The organism is Massilia sp. DD77, assembly GCF_036961685.1.
In the GTDB taxonomy this organism is placed as follows: domain Bacteria; phylum Pseudomonadota; class Gammaproteobacteria; order Burkholderiales; family Burkholderiaceae_D; genus Telluria.
On record NZ_JBAMDH010000001.1, the window covers coordinates 147,737 to 165,775 of the forward strand.

Consider the following 18,039-nt stretch of genomic DNA (forward strand, 5'->3'; position numbering starts at 1 on the left):
CACTTCGCTTACGGATGGACTGCGCGGTTGAACGGCCAGCGTTCGAGGCGCTGCTTGGAAATGCCGAGATCCAGCATGACCTGGCGGATTTCACCGAGGCCGCGGCGGTCGAACTGGATGATCCAGCCGACATAGACGATGGCGCCGGTCAGGATCTCGGCGACCAGGAGCGGCAGCGCCGGCATGCCCAGCGCGAGCAGGGCCATGCGCACGGCAAACACGGCGGCGGCCATGGCGGCGGTGGCGGTCGCCACCGGCAGCAGGCACTCGTAGTAGGCGCGCATCGACAGGCCGGTGGCGGCCGACACCAGGTACAGCAGGCGCACCGACAGCAGCGGGTAGACCACGACCCAGGCCACCGAGACGCCATGCAGGCCGTCGAGCAGGGCGCCGGCGATGATCGCGGCGGTCATGACGATGCCGCAGGTGAGGGTGTAGCCGCTCAGCTGATTGGCGCGGCCGGTCGAGATCAGGACCTGCGACAGCAGCGGATCGACCGAGCGCACCAGGCCCATCAGGCACAGGGCGCCGAAGGGCACCAGCATCGGCATCCACTCCTTGCCCAGCAGGACGCCGATCAGCTCGTTCGCGCACATCAGCATGCCGATCACGGCGGGATAGGTGACGTAGGCGATGCCGCGCGTGAAGTGCAGGATGAAGGCCTGGAGCTGGGGCCGGTCGTTCTGCAGGCGCGAGAACAGCGGCGAGGACACATTCGTGGCCAGCGAGGTGATCTGGCTGGTGGGCAGGGTCGCCAGCGACAGCGCCATGTCGTAGATGCCCAGCGGCCGGTTGCCGAGCACCTTGCCGATGACCACCTTGTCGGCATTGTTGTACAGGTACCAGAAGATGCGCGTCATGGTCACCTGCAGGCCGTAGCGCACCAGGCCGAGCGCGGCGCGCAGGCCGCGCAGGGAGGTGGGGCGCCAGCTCGACAGGTAGAAGGCGCCGATGGACTGGAACAGCGACGAGGCGACGAAGGCCCACACCAGCGACCAGGCGCCGAAGCCGTTCCAGGCCAGCACCAGCGCGAGCGCGCTTTGCAGGAACAGGCCGGAGATGTTGATGCCCGCGACCGCCTTGAAATGCATCTCCTTGCGCAGGAAGGCCAGCGGCACCGTGCCGATGGCGCCGAACACGAAATTCGATGCCAGCACCGCGATCATCGGCTGCAGCGCCGGATTGTTGAAGAAGTCCGCGGCCGGGCCGCTCAGGAGCGCGGTGAGCGCGAACAGGACCAGGCTGGCCAGGATGGAGAAGCTGAAGCAGCCATTGACTTCGGTTTCGCTCAGGTCGGTCTTCTGGACGATGGCGGCGCCGATGCCGACTTCATTGAAAAAGCCGATGAAGCCGACCAGCACCATCGCCATCGACATCAGGCCATAGTCGGCGGGGCTCAGCAGGCGCGCCATCACCAGGGTCGAGGCGAGCGAGATCACCTTGCCGAGGGCGCCCCCGAGGCCGAGGTGGCCGATGGCCTTGACGGTTTTCGAACGCAGATCCTGGTTCATGGCTTGTTGATCTCGACATCGGAGACCAGCACGGCGCTGGGCTTGGCGCTGGTACGTTCGAACACGCTGGCCAGCTCGCGGGTGCGGCCGACGCGCGAGGAGGACGCGATCAGCGCCTCGCTGGCGACATGTGCCTGGCCCGCGCGGACCTGGCCGACGAATTCATCCAGCACCGTGGCGATCTGGGCGCGGTCGTCCATGGCCGCCAGGCTGGCGAAGCCGGCGGCGCGCAGGACTTGCGCGGTTTCGCCGGCCGGATCGACCAGGGCCAGGATCGGCTTGCGCGCGCGGAAGTATTCATACACCTTCGCGGGAATCTGGTTGTTGAACTGTGTGCCCTGGAAGATCAGCAGGCCGTCGGCATTGAGCATTTCCTGGAGCGCTTCGCGGTAGGGGACCGAGGCCGCCACCTCGACGATGTCCTCGACGCCGGACTCGCGCACCAGCGCTTCCATCCGCTCCATGTCGCCTGGTGCGCGCAGGATGACGCGCAGGGAGCCCGCATCGACCTTGCCCTGTTGCTTGAGTTCGGCGATCGCCTGCAGGAAGCGCGAAGGATCGCGCCCGGTCTGGTACAGCACGCCGCTGTGGACCAGGGTCAGCCGGCCGGAGGGCTGGGCCGCCGTGTCCGGCCTGGCCTGGCCGAAGCTTTCCTCGTCGTAGCCGTTCTCGATGACGGCGAACTTGTCGGCCGCCACCTCGGGGAAGCGCGCACGGTAGACCTGCATGGCGCTGTGCGTGGTGAACACGGCGGTGTGGCAGCGCTGGATGGTCTGGCGCTCGATCCAGCCCCAGATCCGGCGCTGCAGGCCGGAGGCCGGGTAGGCGGGCTGCAGCATGGGGTCGCGGAAATCGGCGATCCAGGGCAGGCCGGTCAGGCGATGCAGGGTGAGGCCGATCAGGTGGGCGGTGGCGATCGGGAAGGTCGACCAGATCACCTGCGGGCGGTGCTTGCGCACCAGCGACAAGGCGGCCGGCACGGCGCCCAGCCACCAGGTGCCCCAGCGGTCGGGCAGGGCCAGCAATTCCGAGTAGCGGCCCTTGACGCCGAGGTGGTGCTTGGCGTCGAGTGCGAACACGCGGCGGACCTGGAGTTCCGGCGGAATGCTGGCGAGCTGGGACGGATTCTGGGCATCGTAGGCCCGGGGGTGGGCGGAAATGACGATCGGTTCCCAACCGTGCTTGCCGAGGTGCTTGGAAAAATTCAGGGTCCGCTGGATTCCACTGCTCGCCGCTTGCGGCGGGAAGTGGAATGCGATCATTAATACTCGTTTCATCGTTGTTTCTTTCAAATTCAAGGGCAGCGCTGCGCTGACGCGGCAAGGCTGGTTGGTGCGCGCGGTGTCAGCGCGGCGGACCCTGCGCCATCCAGCTCAGCAACCTCAGGCCGAACATGAAGGGGGTGCGGTCCCAGGGCCGGCTGCGCGGCAGCTGGAAGCGGTCCTGTTCCTTCGTGATGGCGCCGACCGCCGTGGTGAACGCGGCGGCGAATCCCGCGCGGCGCACCATCTCGACATGGCGCGCATCGTAGTCCTTCCCGACCTTGCCGTTCGGGTAGGCGAACAGCTGGACCGGCTTGTCGAGCAGCGCTTCCAGCTGCTCCTTGCTGGAGGTGATTTCCGACTGGGCGCTCTCGTCGTCCATGCTGGTCAGGATGGGATGGGTCACCGTATGCGCGCCGATCTCGATACCGTTGCGGTCGAGGGCGCGCACCATGTCCGGCGTCAGCATCTGGCCCGGCACCAGGTTTTCGCCGGCCATTTCCTCGAGCTGGCGGATCAGCGCGTGGCGCTTGGACGGCGGCAGGTACTTCGAATGCTCGGTCAGGACGCCGATGGTGGCCAGGCGCTCGTCGGTGTTGCGCAGTGAATAACTGGCCAGGCCCAGGCTGCGCAGGTCCAGGCGTTCCGAGCGCAGCGACTGGACCGCTTCGATGATGCGGTCGTTCCACATCGTGTTCTGCCCCAGGTGGCCGCTGGTCACGAACACGGTGGCGGGCAGCTTGAAGCGCTGCAGGACGGGCAGCGCCAGCTCGTGCACCGCGCTGTAGCCGTCGTCGAAGGTGATGCAGACCGAACGCGGCGGCAGGGTGCCCGCATCCATCAGGGCCAGCGCCTGGCGCAGGGGCAGCACGTTGAAACAGCGTGCCAGCAGTTCCATCTGCCAGCGGAAGGTGGCGACGTCCGGCTCCGAAGGCAGCAGCGGATGCGGGGTCTGGAGCACCCGGTGGTAGTTGATAACGCATATCCTGCCGGCGGCGCGGCTGCGCGCCAGCAGGTTGCCGGCCGTCTGCAGCATGCATTGAACCGGTAGCGAGTGAGTGAGGATCGTCGTCATTGGATGGAGAGCTTGCCTGTCCGGGGGTTCACAGGAAGGACGTCAGACAAAGGATGTCGCGGCACGGCTGGATGCGGGCACGGCAGGTTCATGGCTTCCAATCCGTGAGACGGCTTGCGGCAGGAGGCGTTGCTCGACCACCAGGACCAGGCCGAACAAGGCGAAGATCAGGTCGAAGTAGGCGAAGCTCAGCGCCGCCGCGCCCAGCGCGAACGCGAAGATGCTCAACTGTAGCATGGTCGCCAGCAGCGGCAGCCAGGGCGCCGCGCCCAGCGCGCGGGCGCGCTTGCCGATCCGGGACGCCTTGAAGAAGCCGACCACCAGCATCGAGATGTACAGCCCCAGGCCGACGAAACCGTGTTCGCCCAGCACCTGGAAATAGAGGCTGTGGGCGGCGCGCGGGTGGGTCGGGTTGGGCAGTGCTTCGCCGGTATAGAACCAGGAATAGGACGAGAAGTTGTTCGCCAGCGCGATCCAGTTGGGCACGTATTCCATCGACTTGAATCCGCCGCCGAAGATCGGGTGGTTGACCGCCATCATGAAGCTCATTTTCCAGGCCACGACGCGGCCCATGAAGGACTTGTCCTCGTCGGCCGCCTCGATGGTATTGATGCGCGCCACCCATTCGTTCGAGGCCAGTTGCGTCACGGCGATCACCAGCACGGCGATCATCAGGCCCATCACGATCTTGCGCTCGCTCTTGACGAACATGTAGCCGCCCAGCACGGTCAGCGCGATGAAGCCGCCGCGCGACTGGGTGCCGATCACGGCGATCACCAGCAGGGCGATGGTGCCGAGCAGGCCGAGGCGGGCGAGCCGCCAGCGTGACCCGTATTCGTGCAGCAGGTAGTAGCAGATCGGCAGGGTCATGACGAAGGAGATCGCCAGTTCGTTGCGGTCGCTGAGGACGTGGCCCCACATGCCGGCGATCTTGTGGTGGCCGCCGCTGGCGATGAACTTCAGCCCTTCGACATTGGCGTAGAAGCCGACCGACAGCACCACGCACCACAGCATGAAGTCGACATGGAGCTTCTTCTCGAGCACCAGCAGCACGAACACGAACAGCAGCACGATCTTGGCCAGGCGGCCCCAGATGTCCCAGACCACCACCGGCAGGCCGACCGTGAAGATCGAACTGATCGTGGTCCACACGAAGAAGGTGATCACCAGCCCGCCCAGAACGCCGAAATGGACCTTCGGCTTGGGCTTCCAGGCCAGGTAGCCCAGGATGGCCAGGCCCGCGAACAGCAGGTTGTAGCGCACGCCGGACGCCATGCCGTAGACCCAGGCGTTGGGGTAGAACAGCGAGGTCCACAGCCACATGCCGACCGCGACGAAGGGCCGCTTGGCCATCGCGTACAGCAGCACCGGCAGCAGGGCGAGCAGGAACAGGTCACGCATGCTTCATTTTCTCCCGCGTTCGTTCTTGTCCTGCTCCTTGTCTTCGCGCACGGCCCAGAAGCACAGGAAGGCGAGGAACACCAGATTGATCACCCACAAGATGGATTCCATCGTCGTCCCTTTATGCGCCGCGCATCATGCCGCCTGCGCGGCGGTCAGGCGGCCGTAGATCTGCTTGTAGCGCGAGACGCTGACCGACCAGTTGCGTTCGACTTCCACGTACTGGCGGCCGGCCGCGCGCAGCGCCGGCCACTGTTCCTGCTGCTCCAGCAGGGCGCCCACCTTGGTCGCCAGCGAGGCCGGATCGTCGGCCTTGAACAGCACGCCGGTCTTGCCGTCCGCGATCAGCTCGAGGTGGCCCCCGACATCGGAGGCGGCCAGGATGCGGCCCTGGGCCATGGCTTCGAGCGGCTTGAGCGGGGTGACCAGGTCGGTCAGGCGCATCGACAGGCGCGGATAGACCAGCACGTCGAGCAGATCGTAGTACTTTTGCACCTGGTCGTGCGGCACGCGGCCGGTAAATACGACCTTGTCGGCGATGCCGAGGTCTTTCGCCATCTGGCGCAGCTGGGCGTCCTGGGGGCCGCCGCCGACCAGCAGCACGCGCAGGTCGGGCAGGCGGCGGCTCAGGTCCGGCACCGCGCGCAGCAGGATGTCCAGGCCTTCGTAGGCATAGAAGGAGCCGATGAAGCCGATCAGGCGCGAGCCCTGCAGGCCCAGCTTGGCCTTCAGGTCCTGGTCGGCGCTGCCGCCCACCGAGAACTTGTCGATGTCGACCGCGTTCGGGATCACCGTGACCTTGTCGGCCGGGATGCCGCGCGCGACGATGTCCTTGCGCAGGCCTTCGCAGATGGTGGTGACGGCGTCGGCGCGCTTGAGCGCATAGGTTTCCAGGGCGCGGGTGGCGCGGTAGCGCAGGCCGTTCTCGCTGCTGGTGCCGTGGTCGACGGCCGCGTCTTCCCAGAAGGCGCGCACTTCGTAGACCACCGGGATGCCGAACCTCTTGCCGGCGCGCAGGGCGGCGACCGCGTTCAGGCTGGGCGAGTGGGCGTGCAGCACGTCGGGCTTGATCTGCGGGATGATCTCGGCCAGGCGGCGGGTCAGGCCGTCGATGACTTCCTTCTGGTTCAGCACCGGCAGCTTGGAGAGGGCGCTCTTCGATTCCGGCGTGCGGTAGAAGTGCAGGCCGTCGACGGTTTCTTCCAGCATGTCGCCGGAATGCTGCTTCGAGCCGGTGACGTGGAAGGTCTCCCAGCCGAGCGCGCGCTGTTCGCGCAGGATCGAGCGGGTACGGAAGGTATAGCCGCTGTGCAGCGGAATCGAGTGATCGAGGATGTGAAGGACGCGCATGATTCTGATGACTCCGTTGTTTCTCTCTATTATTCGTTACGCGGCGCTGGCGCCGTTCTTGCGCAGGAAGGCGTCGAACATCAGCACCGACCACAGGGTGACGGCGTGGTCCTTGGTGCCGGCCTGGTGCTCGTCGACGATCTGCTTCAGGTAGGCGGGGTTGAAGATGCCGGTGTCGAGCAGGGCCGGGTTCAGCACCGCGCGCCGCATCGCCTCGCGCAGCGGACCGCGCAGCCAGGCCGCCAGCGGGATCGAGAAGCCCTGCTTCTTGCGGTACAGGATGTCCTGCGACAGGTAGGGCTCGAGTGCCTTCTTGAAAATGTGCTTGCCTTCGCCGTTGCGCAGCTTGGAGGTCGAGGGCAGGCCCGACACCCATTCCACGAACTGGTGGTCCAGCAGCGGCACCCGCACTTCGAGCGCGTGCGCCATGCTGGCGCGGTCGACCTTGGTCAGGATGTCGCCCGGCAGGTAGGTCTTCATGTCCAGGTACTGGATCAAGGAGAGCGGATCGTCGGTCGGCGCCTGCTCCGCATAGCCGCGCATCACCTCGACCGCGCGGTAGCCCTGCAGGCGCTGCTGGAAGGATTGCGAGAACAGCTGCTTGCGCACGCGGTCGTTGTTGACCGAGACGCCGTGGAAGTAGCCTTCGGTGAGGTCGCGCGCAAGCGCCTCGAAGGTGGTCTTGGCGCGGAACATGCGCGGCGCCCAGTCGGCCTTCGGATAAGCCTTGCCGAGCAGGCCGAACACGGGTTTGCGCACCGTCAGCGGCAGCAGCGAACGCACGCGCTCCTCGCCCATCGCCATGCGGTGGCGGCGGTAGCCGGCGAAGTTCTCGTCGCCGCCGTCGCCCGACAGGGCCACGGTGACGCGCTTGCGGGCCAGCTGGCAGACGCGGTAGGTCGGGATCGCCGAGCTGTCGGCATATGGTTCGTCGTACAGGGCGGCCAGGGTGTCGAGCAGGCCGTAGTCGTCGGTGCCGACGGTCTCGCACTGGTGGTTGGTCTTGTATTGCTCGGCCACCTGGCGCGCGTATTCGGACTCGTCGAAGGCCGGGTCGTCGAAGGCGATCGAGCAGGTGTTCACGGGCTCCTGGTTGATCCCGGCCATCATGGCCACCACCGCGCTCGAATCGACGCCGCCCGACAGGAAGGCGCCCAGCGGCACGTCGGCGATCAGGTGGCTCTCGACCGCTTCGCGCAGGCGCACGACCAGCTCGCCCTCGATGTCGCGGTCGGTCATGCCCACGTGCGGCACGAAAGGCACGTCCCAGTACTGCTTCGAGGCCGGCAGGGGCTGGCCGGCGCGTACGGTCAGGGTGTGGCCCGGCAGCAGCTTGCGCGCGCCGGTGAAGATGGTGCGCGGCTCCGGCACGTAGCCGTAGGCGAAATAATCCTCGACCGCCAGCGGGTCGATCTCGCGCCGGAAGCTCGGGAGGGTCAGCAGCGACTTGAGCTCGGAGCCGAAGGCGAAGGTGCCGTCCGGCAGGGCGGCGTAGTGCATCGGCTTGATGCCGAGGCGGTCGCGCGCCATGAACAGGGTTTGGCGCGGACGGTCCCAGATCGCGAACGCGAACATGCCGCGCAGGTGGTTCACGCAGTCCTCGCCCCACTGCTCGTAGGCGTGCACGATCGTCTCGCTGTCGGACGGGGTGCGGAATTCGTGGCCCAGGCCCTGCAGCTCGGTGCGCAGTTCGCGGAAGTTGTAGATCTCGCCGTTGAACACCAGGGCGATGCTCTCGTCCTCGTTGAACAGCGGCTGCAGCCCCGCTTCCAGGGCGATGATGGACAGGCGGCGGTGGCCGAAGCCCAGGCCAGGTTCCAGGTGCAGGTCGCCTTCCACCGGACCGCGGTGGAACTGGCTCTCGTTCATCCGGTGCAGGAGCTCGCGGTCGATCGCGCGCGCGCCGCCCTGCATGTCAAAAATTCCAACTATTCCGCACATGGTGTGATCGCTTTTTCGGGTTTCATCTTGGTGTTGCACAGGCTGTCGTACAGGCCGACATAGGTGGCCAGCATGGCCTGCATGCTGTAGCGGCGCTCGACATGGGCGCGGCCGGCGGCGCCGTGGCGGCGCGCCAGCGCGCGCTCGCCCACGTAGGCGGCGAAGGCGCGCGCCATCGCTTGCGGGTCGCGCGCCGGCACCAGGGTGCCCGCGGTGCCGTCGGCGACCAGATCGGGGATGCCGCCAACCGCGGTGGCGACCACCGGCAGGCCGCTGGCCATCGCTTCCAGCAGGGTGACCGGGGTACCCTCGGCGATCGAGGACAGCGCGAACAGCGAGAAGCCGCGCATGGCCGGGGCCACGTCGGCACGCGCGCCGGCGAAGCACACGCTGTCGCCCAGGCCGGCGTCGCGCGCCTGGGCCTCGAGCGCGGCGCGCAGCGGGCCGTCGCCGACCAGCACCAGGCGCAGGGCTTCCCGCGGCAGCAGGCGGCGCAGTTCGGCGAAGGCCAGGATCAGGGTTGCCTGGTCCTTGACGTCCTGCAGGCGGCCGACGGTGCCGATCACGAAGGCGTCCGGGTCCTCGTGCCAGGTCTCGATGCCGGCTTCGCCGGCCAGGGCCGGATGGAAGCGTTCGGTATCGACGCCGTTGTCGATCAGGACCAGCTTGCGCTCGGCGATGCCGACCACCTCGCCCAGCCAGCGCCGCAGGTCCTGCGAGACCGGCACGATGCGGTCGATGAAGGGCGCGGCGCAGCGGCGCAGCAGGTTGTGCTTGGGGTTCAGGCCCTCGGGATCGCGCGCGTCGCGGCCGTGCTCGGCGTGCACCCGCACCGGGACGCCGGCGGCGAAGCCGGTGGCGGCGTATTCCATGGTGCCGAAGTTATAGGTGTGCAGGATGGCCGGGCGCAGGCGGCGCAGCAGGCGCCACAGCACGAGGTGGATTCCCAGGCCCAGGCCCGGCTGCTTGTGCAGCGCGATCAGCTCGACGCCGGGGCGCGTGATGCGCTGGGCGAAATCGGTGTAATCGGTCAGGCACACGATGGCATGCCGGTAGCTGTGCGCCGGCATGCGGTTGATGATGTCCACCAGCAGGGTTTCCAGGCCGCCGATGTCGAGGCGGTAGATCAGGTGCACTACCAGGGGCGGTGCGGGCCTGGCGGCGGAAACGGAGACGTCGGTCATGCTCAGCGTCCCTGGGTTGCCGCCAGCGCGGTGTCGAGCGCCTTGAAGTTATCGCCCAGGAAGGCGCGCAGGGCGCTGCGCGCCTTGTCCTGGCTTTCCGTGAACGGGGCGGCGAGGGCGATCATGGCGCCGTCGTCGCCCTGGAAGCGCAGGCGGCTTTCGGCCTGGCGCAGCTTGCCCACCACGTTGCTCGGGGTGTACTGGCCGCCGATCCACAGCACCTGCCACACCAGCAGCTTGCCGCCATCGCTGTTCAGCACCGTCTCGCGCAGCGCCAGGCTGCGGCCGTCCACCTGCTCGCTGCGGCCGGCGCTCGCGATCGGATGGTAGGGATCTTTTTCGCCGGTCAGGCGGTTGACGGAGCTGATCAGGCCTTTCTGCTTGGTCTGGTTGCGGTAGTACAGCACCTGAAGGCGCACCGGGCGGTCGACGCCGGTGCGGGTATAGGTGCGCTCCAGGCGTGCATCCGGCTCCATGTAGTCGACGCGCCAGTCGGGGAAGCCGGCGGCGACCTGCCAGGCCAGGCCCGGCTCGGCCAGGCGCACCGGCACCGGGTTGTGGTTGGCGCGGTCGTTGAAGGCGGCGAAGGCCGGCCACAGCGCGGCCACCAGCACCACGCCCGCGGCGACCGGCACGATGCGCCCCGGCAGCGAAGGCACCACCGTATGGGCGGCGGCGCGCTGCGCGGCCGCCAGCTCGTCCTCGCGCCAGTAGCTGCCGACCCAGAACATGATGAACATGATCAGGCCGAAGAACAGCCAGCCGTAGATGATGTGGTCGACGCCGGTGGCCAGCTCCATGCCGCTCGAGTGGCCGATCATCACGATCATGAAGGCGCGCAGGCCGTTGGCCACGATCGGCACCAGGATCGACAGGCCGATGAACACCGCGCGGCGCAGGGTCGAGTGGTAGGTCAGGTAGGCATACAGGCAGCCCAGGGTGATCGAGGAGATCAGGTAGCGGATGCCGCTGCAGGCTTCTACCACCGACCAGCTGCCGGTGGGCAGCTCGAAGCGGGTGCCGTTGCGCAGCACCGGGATGCCGGTGGCCTGCACTGCCCAGATGGTGAAGTCGGCGGTGAACTGGATCAGGGGCTCGACGAAGATTTCGCCGAAGGGCACCGCGAACAGCAGGAACAGCAGCGGGAAGGCGAGCGAGCCGGCCAGGCGCGGGCCGAACAGGGCCACCGCCGCCACCGGGAACATGGCCACGAAGCTGTATTGCATCACCACCTGCACGTCGCCCATGCGCGCGGCCAGCCAGCCGGCGCCCAGCAGGGCCAGCAGCAGCAGGGCCGGCGGATAGGGACGGGTCGGGATCAGGCTGAAGTTCTCGCGCCGGCGCCAGATCAGGGCCAGGCTGATCGGCAGGATCACATAGCCGTGGGCGAAGGTGTCGGAACTGTTCCAGATCGAGACCATCGACTCCGCCGTGGCGAAGTAGAGCAGGAAGGGCGCCAGCATGGCCAGCGCCAGCACGGCGACCTGGACCGGCGTCAGCGGCGTGGGCGCGATCGGAACATGAGCGTGCGCGACGCCCGGCGGTGGTTTCAGGAACATTCGAGTCGCTCCCCGATGCAGGCCAGGTTGCTGGGCCAGCTGTATTGGCGTTCTACCCTGGCGCGTGCCGCCAGGCCCATGTCGTTGCTGTCGCGTGCAAGCAGCTGCGCGACGGCGTCGGCGAAGCCGGCGCCGTCCTCGGCCACGATCAGTTCGCGGCCCGGTTCGGCGTGGATGCCTTCCAGCGCCTGCGGCGAGACCACCACCGGGGTGGCCATCGCCATCGCTTCGAGCACCTTGTTCTGGATGCCGCGCGCGATGCGCAGCGGCGCCACCGCGGCGCGCGCGTGGGCGATGTAGGGGCGCACGTCGGGCACGGTGCCGGTGACGCGGATGCCCGGCTGGCGCGCCAGTTCCTGCACCGCGGGCGCGGGACGGGCGCCGACGATGTAGAAGTGCAGGTCGGGGTGGCGCGCGCGCAGGATTGGCATCGCCTCCGAGGCGAACCACTGGACCGCGTCGACGTTGGGCCAGTAGTCCATGGCGCCGGTGAACACGATGGCCTGCTCGCCGGCCGCGTAGGGACTGGCGTAGTTGCTGTCCGGCGTGAAGTAGTCGGTGTCGACGCCGTTGCTGAAGTAGCCGATCTTGGCGTCGCTTTCCGGCGCCAGCTGGCGGAACAGGTCGGCTTCGGGGCCGGACACGAACAGCGAGGCGTCGTAGTCGCGCGCCACGCGGCGCTCGTAGGCCAGCAGCTGGCGCGCCTCGTGGCGGTACAGCCAGCTCATCGGCCAGGGCTTCTTGTCGGCGTACTGGCGCCATTTGTCCGAGTCGACGTCGCAGAAGTCGACCACGCGGCGCGCCCCCGGGAACTTGTCGGCGTACTGCGCCATCGCCGAGGAGAACACCAGCACCCGTTCGATCTTGTGCGCGGCGACAGTCTCGTCGACCCAGCGCGCCAGGCCGGCGTCGCGGTAGTAGTCGAGCGAGAGCGAGCGGCCCTTGACCAGCGCACCCAGGCTGCGCACGCGCGCCAGGGTGGGATTCAGGCTGGCGAAGTGGCTGCTCGCGCACAGGCGCTCGACGGTCGGCACATGCTGCCAGTCGTCGGCGTCGTCCACGAAGGTCGCCAGGTGCACCCGGTAGTCGCGCGCCAGGTGCTTGAGCAGGTGGTAGGAGCGGATCTTGTCGCCCTTGTTGGGCGGATACGGGATCCGGTGGATCAGCAGCAGCAGGTCTTCCACGGCATTATCCCAGGTTGCGCACGATGTACGGTCCAAGGAAGTTCGCCACCGGCAGCGGCAGCTTCTTCCACATCTTGATGAACAGCTGGTATTTCGGGTTCAGCGGATTGTTGTCCGGCAGCTTGCTCGAGGTGTACAGCTTGTATTCGTAAGGCAGCGGCTCGGCGCTGAAGCCCCAGTTCTTCTTGAAGTCGTAGGCGCCGGTGCCCAGCTTGCTTCGGCCGAAGTCGAAGATGCGGCAGCCGCGCGCGGCGGCGGCCTGCATCAGGCTCCAGTACATGTAGTCGTTGCCCGCCACTTCGCGCGCCAGGTCGGTGCCGCCGCCGTAGTAGGGCACGACCTCGTCGCGCCAGTAGAAGGACAGCACCGAGGCCACCAGGCGGCCGTCCTCGGTCAGGATGGTGCGCACTTCGCACTCGTCGCCGAAGGTCTGCTGCAGCAGGGCGAAGTATTTTTTCGGGAACACCGGGGTGCCCAGGCGCAGCACGCTGTGTGCGTAGGCGGCGAACATGCGCTCGACGTTGTCTTCGACCACGGCCTTCAGGCCCAGCTTGATCCCCTTGCGCACCATGGCGCGCTGCTTGCGCGGGATGGCGTTCAGGTTGGTCTCGTCGTCGCCCGAGATCTCCTTGCGGAAGGTGACGTAGAGTTCCTTGGTGTGCCAGCTGGGATCGTCCGGGTGGGCGCGCCGCATGCCGCGGTATTCCAGGTGGCCCACGCCGAGCTTTGTCGCCAGCGCGTGCGCGGCGTCGTCCAGCATGCGGCGCGCCTCGTCGCCGAGCGCGGCCACGCCGCCGTAGACGCAGAAGGGCATGGCGCCCAGCGCGTGGCCGAACAGGCGGCTCTTGATCTCGGCCAGCGGCAGCACGCCCTGGATCTGGCCGCCCTGCTCGACATAATAGAACCAGGTCTTGATGCCGAAGGATTGCTGGATGACCTTCTGCCAGCCCGACAGGTGGAAGAAGGTCGCTTCCGGGCAGGCGCGCACGAAGGCGTCCCAGCGGGAGGCGTCCTGCGGCTGCATCAGGTGCAGGGTCAGCGGCCCGGTCGCCATGACCGGGGCGGCGCGTTGGGCCTGTGCGGCTTCGATGATCGAGTTCATGCCGTGCGTGTTTCTTTCTTATTGCTTGTCCAGGAAGATGCGGTCCATGCGGTCCCATGCGAAGTCGCGCGCCAGCTGCTCGAGGCGCTTTTCCATGCGGCCGATGTTGACGTAATGGCGGAAGCGCGACTTGGCGTCCAGGCCAGCAGGGCGCGGCTGGCCCGGATCGATCTCCCAGGGGTGGAAGTAGAACAGGGCCGGCTCGCCATCCTCGCGGTTGACCTTTTCCATCATCCAGCGCGACAGCGCGTAGGGCAGCAGGCGGAAGTAGCCGCCGCCGCCGGCCGGCAGGTTGCGCCCGCCCATGCGGATGGTCGTGACCGGCACTTCCAGCAGGCCGTCCGGGCCGTTCGGGTAGAAGGCGAAGCGCGGGGCGTCCGGCATGCCGTAGTGGTCGTGGGCGATCGGGTAGATGCTCGAGCTGTAGCGGTAGCCCGCCTCGCGCAGCGCGTCCAGGGCCCACAGGTTCTGGGCGCCGATCGAGAAGCTGGGCGCGCGGTAGCCGAGCACCTCCTGGCCGCCGAGGTCTTCGAGCAGGGCCTTGCTGGAACGGATGTCGTTGTCGAACTCGGCGCGGCTCTGGTCGGAGGCGCGCAGGTGGCCGTACCCGTGGCTGGCCAGCTCGTGGCCGCTTGCCACGATGCGGCGCACCACGTTCGGATAGCGCTCGGCGATCCAGCCCAGGGTGAAGAAGGTGGCGCGCACGCCGTGGCGCTCGTACAGCGCCAGGATGCGCTCGACATTCGCCTCGACCCGGCATTCGCGCGTGTCCCAGCTGTCGCGCGCGATGTAGGGTGCAAAGGCCGAGACCTGGAAGTAGTCCTCGACGTCGCAGGTCATGGCGTTGCGGATGCGCTGGCCGGGAGCGGGACGCGGCCGGGCGCTGGGGGCTTGCATCTTCATTCCTGGTTGTCCATGTGTTGGGCCGCCTGGCCCGGAGGCGCGGCGACGATTTTCTTCAGGATCGACAGTACGGAGACGATCGATTTCTCGAGGCGCATCATGCGTTCGTCCAGCACTTCCACGCTGGCGCCGGTGCGGCGCTCGCTCAGGCGCAGCTCGCCGTCCAGGGCGTCGCCGACGGCGCCGGACGCGCCCGGGAGTTCCGTGTCCGGCAGCTGGTATTCCTCCGAGATGTCGCGCACCACTTCCTTGACGTCGGCTTCGCCGAAGGCATGCAGCTCCTCCAGGTAGCCCATCAGGAGGACGCGGTCCATCAGGGTATTGGTCTTGCGCGGGATGCCGCCGCTGTAGGCGAACACCGCCGCGTAGGCGCCGTCGTCGAAGGACGGGTCGCCGTTCCAGCCGACCGTGGCCAGGCGGTGCTCGACGTAGGCGCGGGTCTCCTGGGCATCCATCGGGCCCAGGTGGTAGCTGGCGATCACGCGCTGGCGCAGCTGCTGCATGCCGGGGCTGTGCAGGGTGGCGCGGAATTCCGGCTGGCCGAGCAGGAAGGTCTGCAGCAGCGAGCGGTCGTCGGTCTGGAAGTTCGACAGCATGCGCAGTTCTTCCACCGTGCGCGCGTTCAGGTTCTGGGCCTCGTCGATCACCAGCAGGGCGCGCTTGCCCTGGCGGTCGACCGTGCGCAGGAACTGCTCCAGGCGGTTCAGCAGCTCGGCCTTGCTGGCCCCTTCGTAGGGCAGGCCGAAGCTCGACACCACCATGCGCAGCGTATCCTCGGGATCGAGGCTGGTGTTGACGATGTGGGCGGCGACGATCTGGTCGGTCGGGATCTTGTTCAGCAGGTTGCGCACCAGGGTGGTCTTGCCGGCCCCGACATCGCCCGTGATGACGATGAAGCCCTCGCCCTGCGACAGGCCGTACTCGAGGTAGGCCATGGCGCGCTTGTGGCCCTTGGAGCCGAAGAAGAAATGGGGGTCCGGCCGCAACTGGAAGGGCTTGGCGGACAATCCGTAGTAGGTTTCGTACATCGCTGTTCTTCCGCTTAAAGCTGCATCGACAGGCTCGCCGTGACGGCGTTTTCCTGGTAGGTCGCGCCCGCGCCCAGGCCGAGGTCGCCGCTGCGGCGGCGCAGCTCGAGCGCGCCCAGCACCTTGTCGCCGTAGCGGCGCGTCAGGCCCAGGCGCAAGGTGCGCTGGTGGTCCACCAGGCCGGTGGTGATCGAATGACTGCGCCGCAGGTCCCAGCTGGCGATCACGCTCGAACGGCGGTTCAGCTGGTAGGTGTAGCTGGCGTCCACGCCGCGCTGGCGCACGTTGTCGTTCAGGCTGGACAGCTGGCTGCCCAGCAGCTCGCTGTCGCTCTGCGAATCCGTGAGCGCGATACGCTCGCTGGCATACAGGCTCAGCACCGCGCTGCTGCGTCCGCGCCGGTAGGCGCTCGAGGCCTGCAGCAGCTTCTGGCGCATGTAGCGGTTGCTCAGGAAGTTCACGCTGTCGGCCAGGCTGGGCGGCAGGCCGGAAGCCTGGATGTAGGCGGCCACCATGCGCTGGCGTTCGACCGGATCGGGGAAGGACGCCGCGAACAGGCGGTCGAGCAGGGCCGCGGTGTCGATCGTCGACGGCAGCAGGAATTGCTGGCGCGAGTTCGTGACCGCGTCGCTGTAGTTGACGCTCCACACGGTATGGCGGCTGCGGTGGCTGGCCAGCAGCGAACCGGTCTGGCCGTAGTAGTGGCGGCCGAGCGAGGCCTGCAGGCTGGTGCGGGTGCTTGGCTTCCAGACGAAGCCGCCCGACCAGTTGCGGCCCGCGTCGCCGCTGCCCAGACCGAAGTCGTAGCGGTCGTAGCCGGCATTGGCGGTCAGCGACAGGCGCGGCGTGACGCGGTAGCTCAGGTTGGCCGACAGCGACTGGGTCGAGGAGTCGCCGATGCGCTCGCTCTCCAGGTCCTGGCGATAATAGCTCAGGCCCCAGCCGAGCGCGTCGAAGGCGCTGCCGCTGGCCAGGGTGGCATTGACGCTCTCGCCATGCGACTTGTTGAAACCGCGCCGCGTGATGCCGTCGAGCGCGTCGCGGCCGCTGGCATCGACGCCGTCGCGCGTGTAGCGCAGCTGCATGCTGGCGGTGTTGCCGAAACGCTGGACCAGGTAGGGGCTGATGCTCCAGGTCTCGATCTCGGCGCGGTTGCCGAGCGCATACAGGTCATTGCTCAGCTGCGGGCCGAAGGCCGAGGCGCTGCGCTGTCCGCGCGAGGCCGAGGCGTCGATGAACAGGAGGTCCTCGGCCAGCTCGCCGCGCAGGGCGCCGTTGTACTGGCGCTGGTTGTCGACGGTGCGCCGGCCGGTGCCGTGCAGGAAGGCATACTGGTGCCAGGCGGCGCTGGCCGAGACGCTCAGGCGCCGGCCCTTGCCGACCACGGTCACGCCGGGGGCCACCTGGGTCACCAGGTCGCTGCGCTTGAGCGTGTCGTCGCGCAGGTCGACGTTGTCGGTATAGGTGGCGGTCGTGCTGAGCGTCGGGACCACGCGCCAGTCGGCGTGCGCCGGCAGCGCCAGGACCATGGCGGCCAGCGGGGTCAAGCGTAACAGCCGGCGCGACGGGCGCGGCTGCTGCTTAGCCGTAGTGATAGTCATACGTCTCTTCGATGCCGGGGATGTCCCTGGTCTTGTTATAGATGAGGTTTACGTTGTTCATGCCGTCCAGCTGCTGCAGCGCTTCCTTGACCGCGTGCTGGGTCGTGGTCTGGGCTTCCACCACCACCACGATCTGGCCCATGTGGCTGGCCAGTACGCGCGATTCGCTGGTCAGCAGCAGCGGCGGCGAATCGAAGATGATGACGCGGTCCGGATAGCGGTTGGCGAGCTCGAGCACCATGGAACTCATGCTCGAGCTGGCCAGCAGCTCGGTGGCGCGCGAGGTGCTGGTACCGGCCGGCAGGATCGACAGGGTGTCGACGTTGGTACGCAGCATGACGTCGGACAGGTCGAGCTTGTCGTCCAGCAAGATATCCATCAGGCCGCGATGGGCCGGCAGGCCGAGGGTGCGCAGCACCGAAGGGCGCGCCACGTCGGCGTCGACCAGCAGCACGGTGTGGTCGAGTTCCATGGCGATGCTCATCGCCAGGTTGATCGCGCAATAGGTCTTGCCTTCGCCCGGCAGCGAGCTGGTCACCATCATCAGGTTGGCCGGGTTGGCGCCCGGGCTGCGTTCGGCGAAGGCGCGCTTGAGCAGCGGGCGCTTGATGATGCGGAATTCTTCCAGCAGGTTGGTGCGGCCGCCGGCGGCGGTCACCATGCCCAGGTCGCGCATGCGGCCCAGGTCCAGTTCGACCTTGCGCGGGGTGGAACGGGGCTGCGCCGGCGCTTCGGCGGCGACGGGCGCGGCGGCCGGCGCGAACGCGGCCGCTTCGATGGCGGCCGGGGCCACGGCCACGGCGGTCTCCGGGACCGGTGCAGCGGAAACACCCGCCGGGGCGCCGGCGGCGGGGGTGACGGGAGCAGCGGCCTGGCGCTGCTTGTCGATGCGGCTGGCCGCTTTTTCGATAATGCTCACATTCGCTCCTTGGCTACGG

The 18,039-nt window shown here is 67.8% G+C and carries 14 protein-coding genes; all 14 read right to left on the bottom strand.

Going from position 1 to position 18,039, the window contains the following annotated elements; genetic code table 11:
- Positions 1-8: 8 nt before the first annotated feature.
- A complete protein-coding gene (locus tag V7778_RS00705) occupies positions 9-1,511 on the bottom strand; it encodes a lipopolysaccharide biosynthesis protein (RefSeq protein ID WP_335551442.1) in 1,503 nt (500 codons plus the stop codon).
- Positions 1,508-2,773, bottom strand: coding sequence for a glycosyltransferase (locus V7778_RS00710; RefSeq protein WP_335551443.1), 1,266 nt, complete (start codon positions 2,771-2,773; stop codon positions 1,508-1,510). The genes V7778_RS00705 and V7778_RS00710 overlap by 4 nt, the downstream gene beginning before the upstream one ends.
- Positions 2,774-2,855: 82 nt before the next feature.
- Positions 2,856-3,809: a polysaccharide deacetylase family protein gene (locus V7778_RS00715; protein WP_335551444.1), complete on the bottom strand. Its 954-nt coding sequence runs from the start codon at positions 3,807-3,809 to the stop codon at positions 2,856-2,858.
- An 81-nt stretch (positions 3,810-3,890) separates the two neighbouring features.
- A complete protein-coding gene (locus V7778_RS00720; RefSeq protein ID WP_335551445.1) occupies positions 3,891-5,249 on the bottom strand; it encodes a putative O-glycosylation ligase, exosortase A system-associated in 1,359 nt (452 codons plus the stop codon).
- Positions 5,250-5,384: 135 nt separating this feature from the next.
- The gene (locus tag V7778_RS00725) at positions 5,385-6,599 is read right to left on the bottom strand and encodes a TIGR04063 family PEP-CTERM/XrtA system glycosyltransferase (protein ID WP_335551446.1); all 1,215 of its coding nucleotides are present in this window, start codon (positions 6,597-6,599) and stop codon (positions 5,385-5,387) included.
- 36 nt (positions 6,600-6,635) lie between these two features.
- Entirely contained in the window at positions 6,636-8,540 is a 1,905-nt protein-coding gene (locus tag V7778_RS00730) for an XrtA/PEP-CTERM system amidotransferase (RefSeq protein WP_335551447.1), read from the bottom strand.
- Entirely contained in the window at positions 8,528-9,724 is a 1,197-nt protein-coding gene (locus tag V7778_RS00735; RefSeq protein ID WP_335551448.1) for a TIGR03088 family PEP-CTERM/XrtA system glycosyltransferase, read from the bottom strand. Before V7778_RS00735 ends, V7778_RS00730 begins: the two co-directional genes overlap by 13 nt.
- 2 nt (positions 9,725-9,726) lie before the next feature.
- Positions 9,727-11,283: an exosortase A gene (gene xrtA / locus V7778_RS00740; RefSeq protein WP_335551449.1), complete on the bottom strand. Its 1,557-nt coding sequence runs from the start codon at positions 11,281-11,283 to the stop codon at positions 9,727-9,729.
- A complete protein-coding gene (locus tag V7778_RS00745) occupies positions 11,274-12,467 on the bottom strand; it encodes a TIGR03087 family PEP-CTERM/XrtA system glycosyltransferase (protein WP_335551450.1) in 1,194 nt (397 codons plus the stop codon). Before V7778_RS00745 ends, xrtA begins: the two co-directional genes overlap by 10 nt.
- A 4-nt stretch (positions 12,468-12,471) precedes the next feature.
- Positions 12,472-13,569, bottom strand: a complete 1,098-nt coding sequence (locus V7778_RS00750) for a FemAB family XrtA/PEP-CTERM system-associated protein (protein WP_335551451.1) — start codon at positions 13,567-13,569, stop codon at positions 12,472-12,474.
- An 18-nt stretch (positions 13,570-13,587) separates the two neighbouring features.
- Positions 13,588-14,472, bottom strand: coding sequence for an XrtA system polysaccharide deacetylase (locus V7778_RS00755; protein ID WP_335551452.1), 885 nt, complete (start codon positions 14,470-14,472; stop codon positions 13,588-13,590).
- Complete coding sequence (locus tag V7778_RS00760; protein WP_335551453.1) at positions 14,469-15,500, bottom strand: XrtA/PEP-CTERM system-associated ATPase; 1,032 nt, start codon at positions 15,498-15,500, stop codon at positions 14,469-14,471. Before V7778_RS00760 ends, V7778_RS00755 begins: the two co-directional genes overlap by 4 nt.
- 14 nt (positions 15,501-15,514) lie before the next feature.
- Positions 15,515-17,101: a TIGR03016 family PEP-CTERM system-associated outer membrane protein gene (locus tag V7778_RS00765; protein ID WP_335551454.1), complete on the bottom strand. Its 1,587-nt coding sequence runs from the start codon at positions 17,099-17,101 to the stop codon at positions 15,515-15,517.
- Entirely contained in the window at positions 17,082-18,020 is a 939-nt protein-coding gene (locus V7778_RS00770; protein WP_335551455.1) for an XrtA-associated tyrosine autokinase, read from the bottom strand. Before V7778_RS00770 ends, V7778_RS00765 begins: the two co-directional genes overlap by 20 nt.
- Between the last annotated feature and the right edge of the window lie 19 nt (positions 18,021-18,039).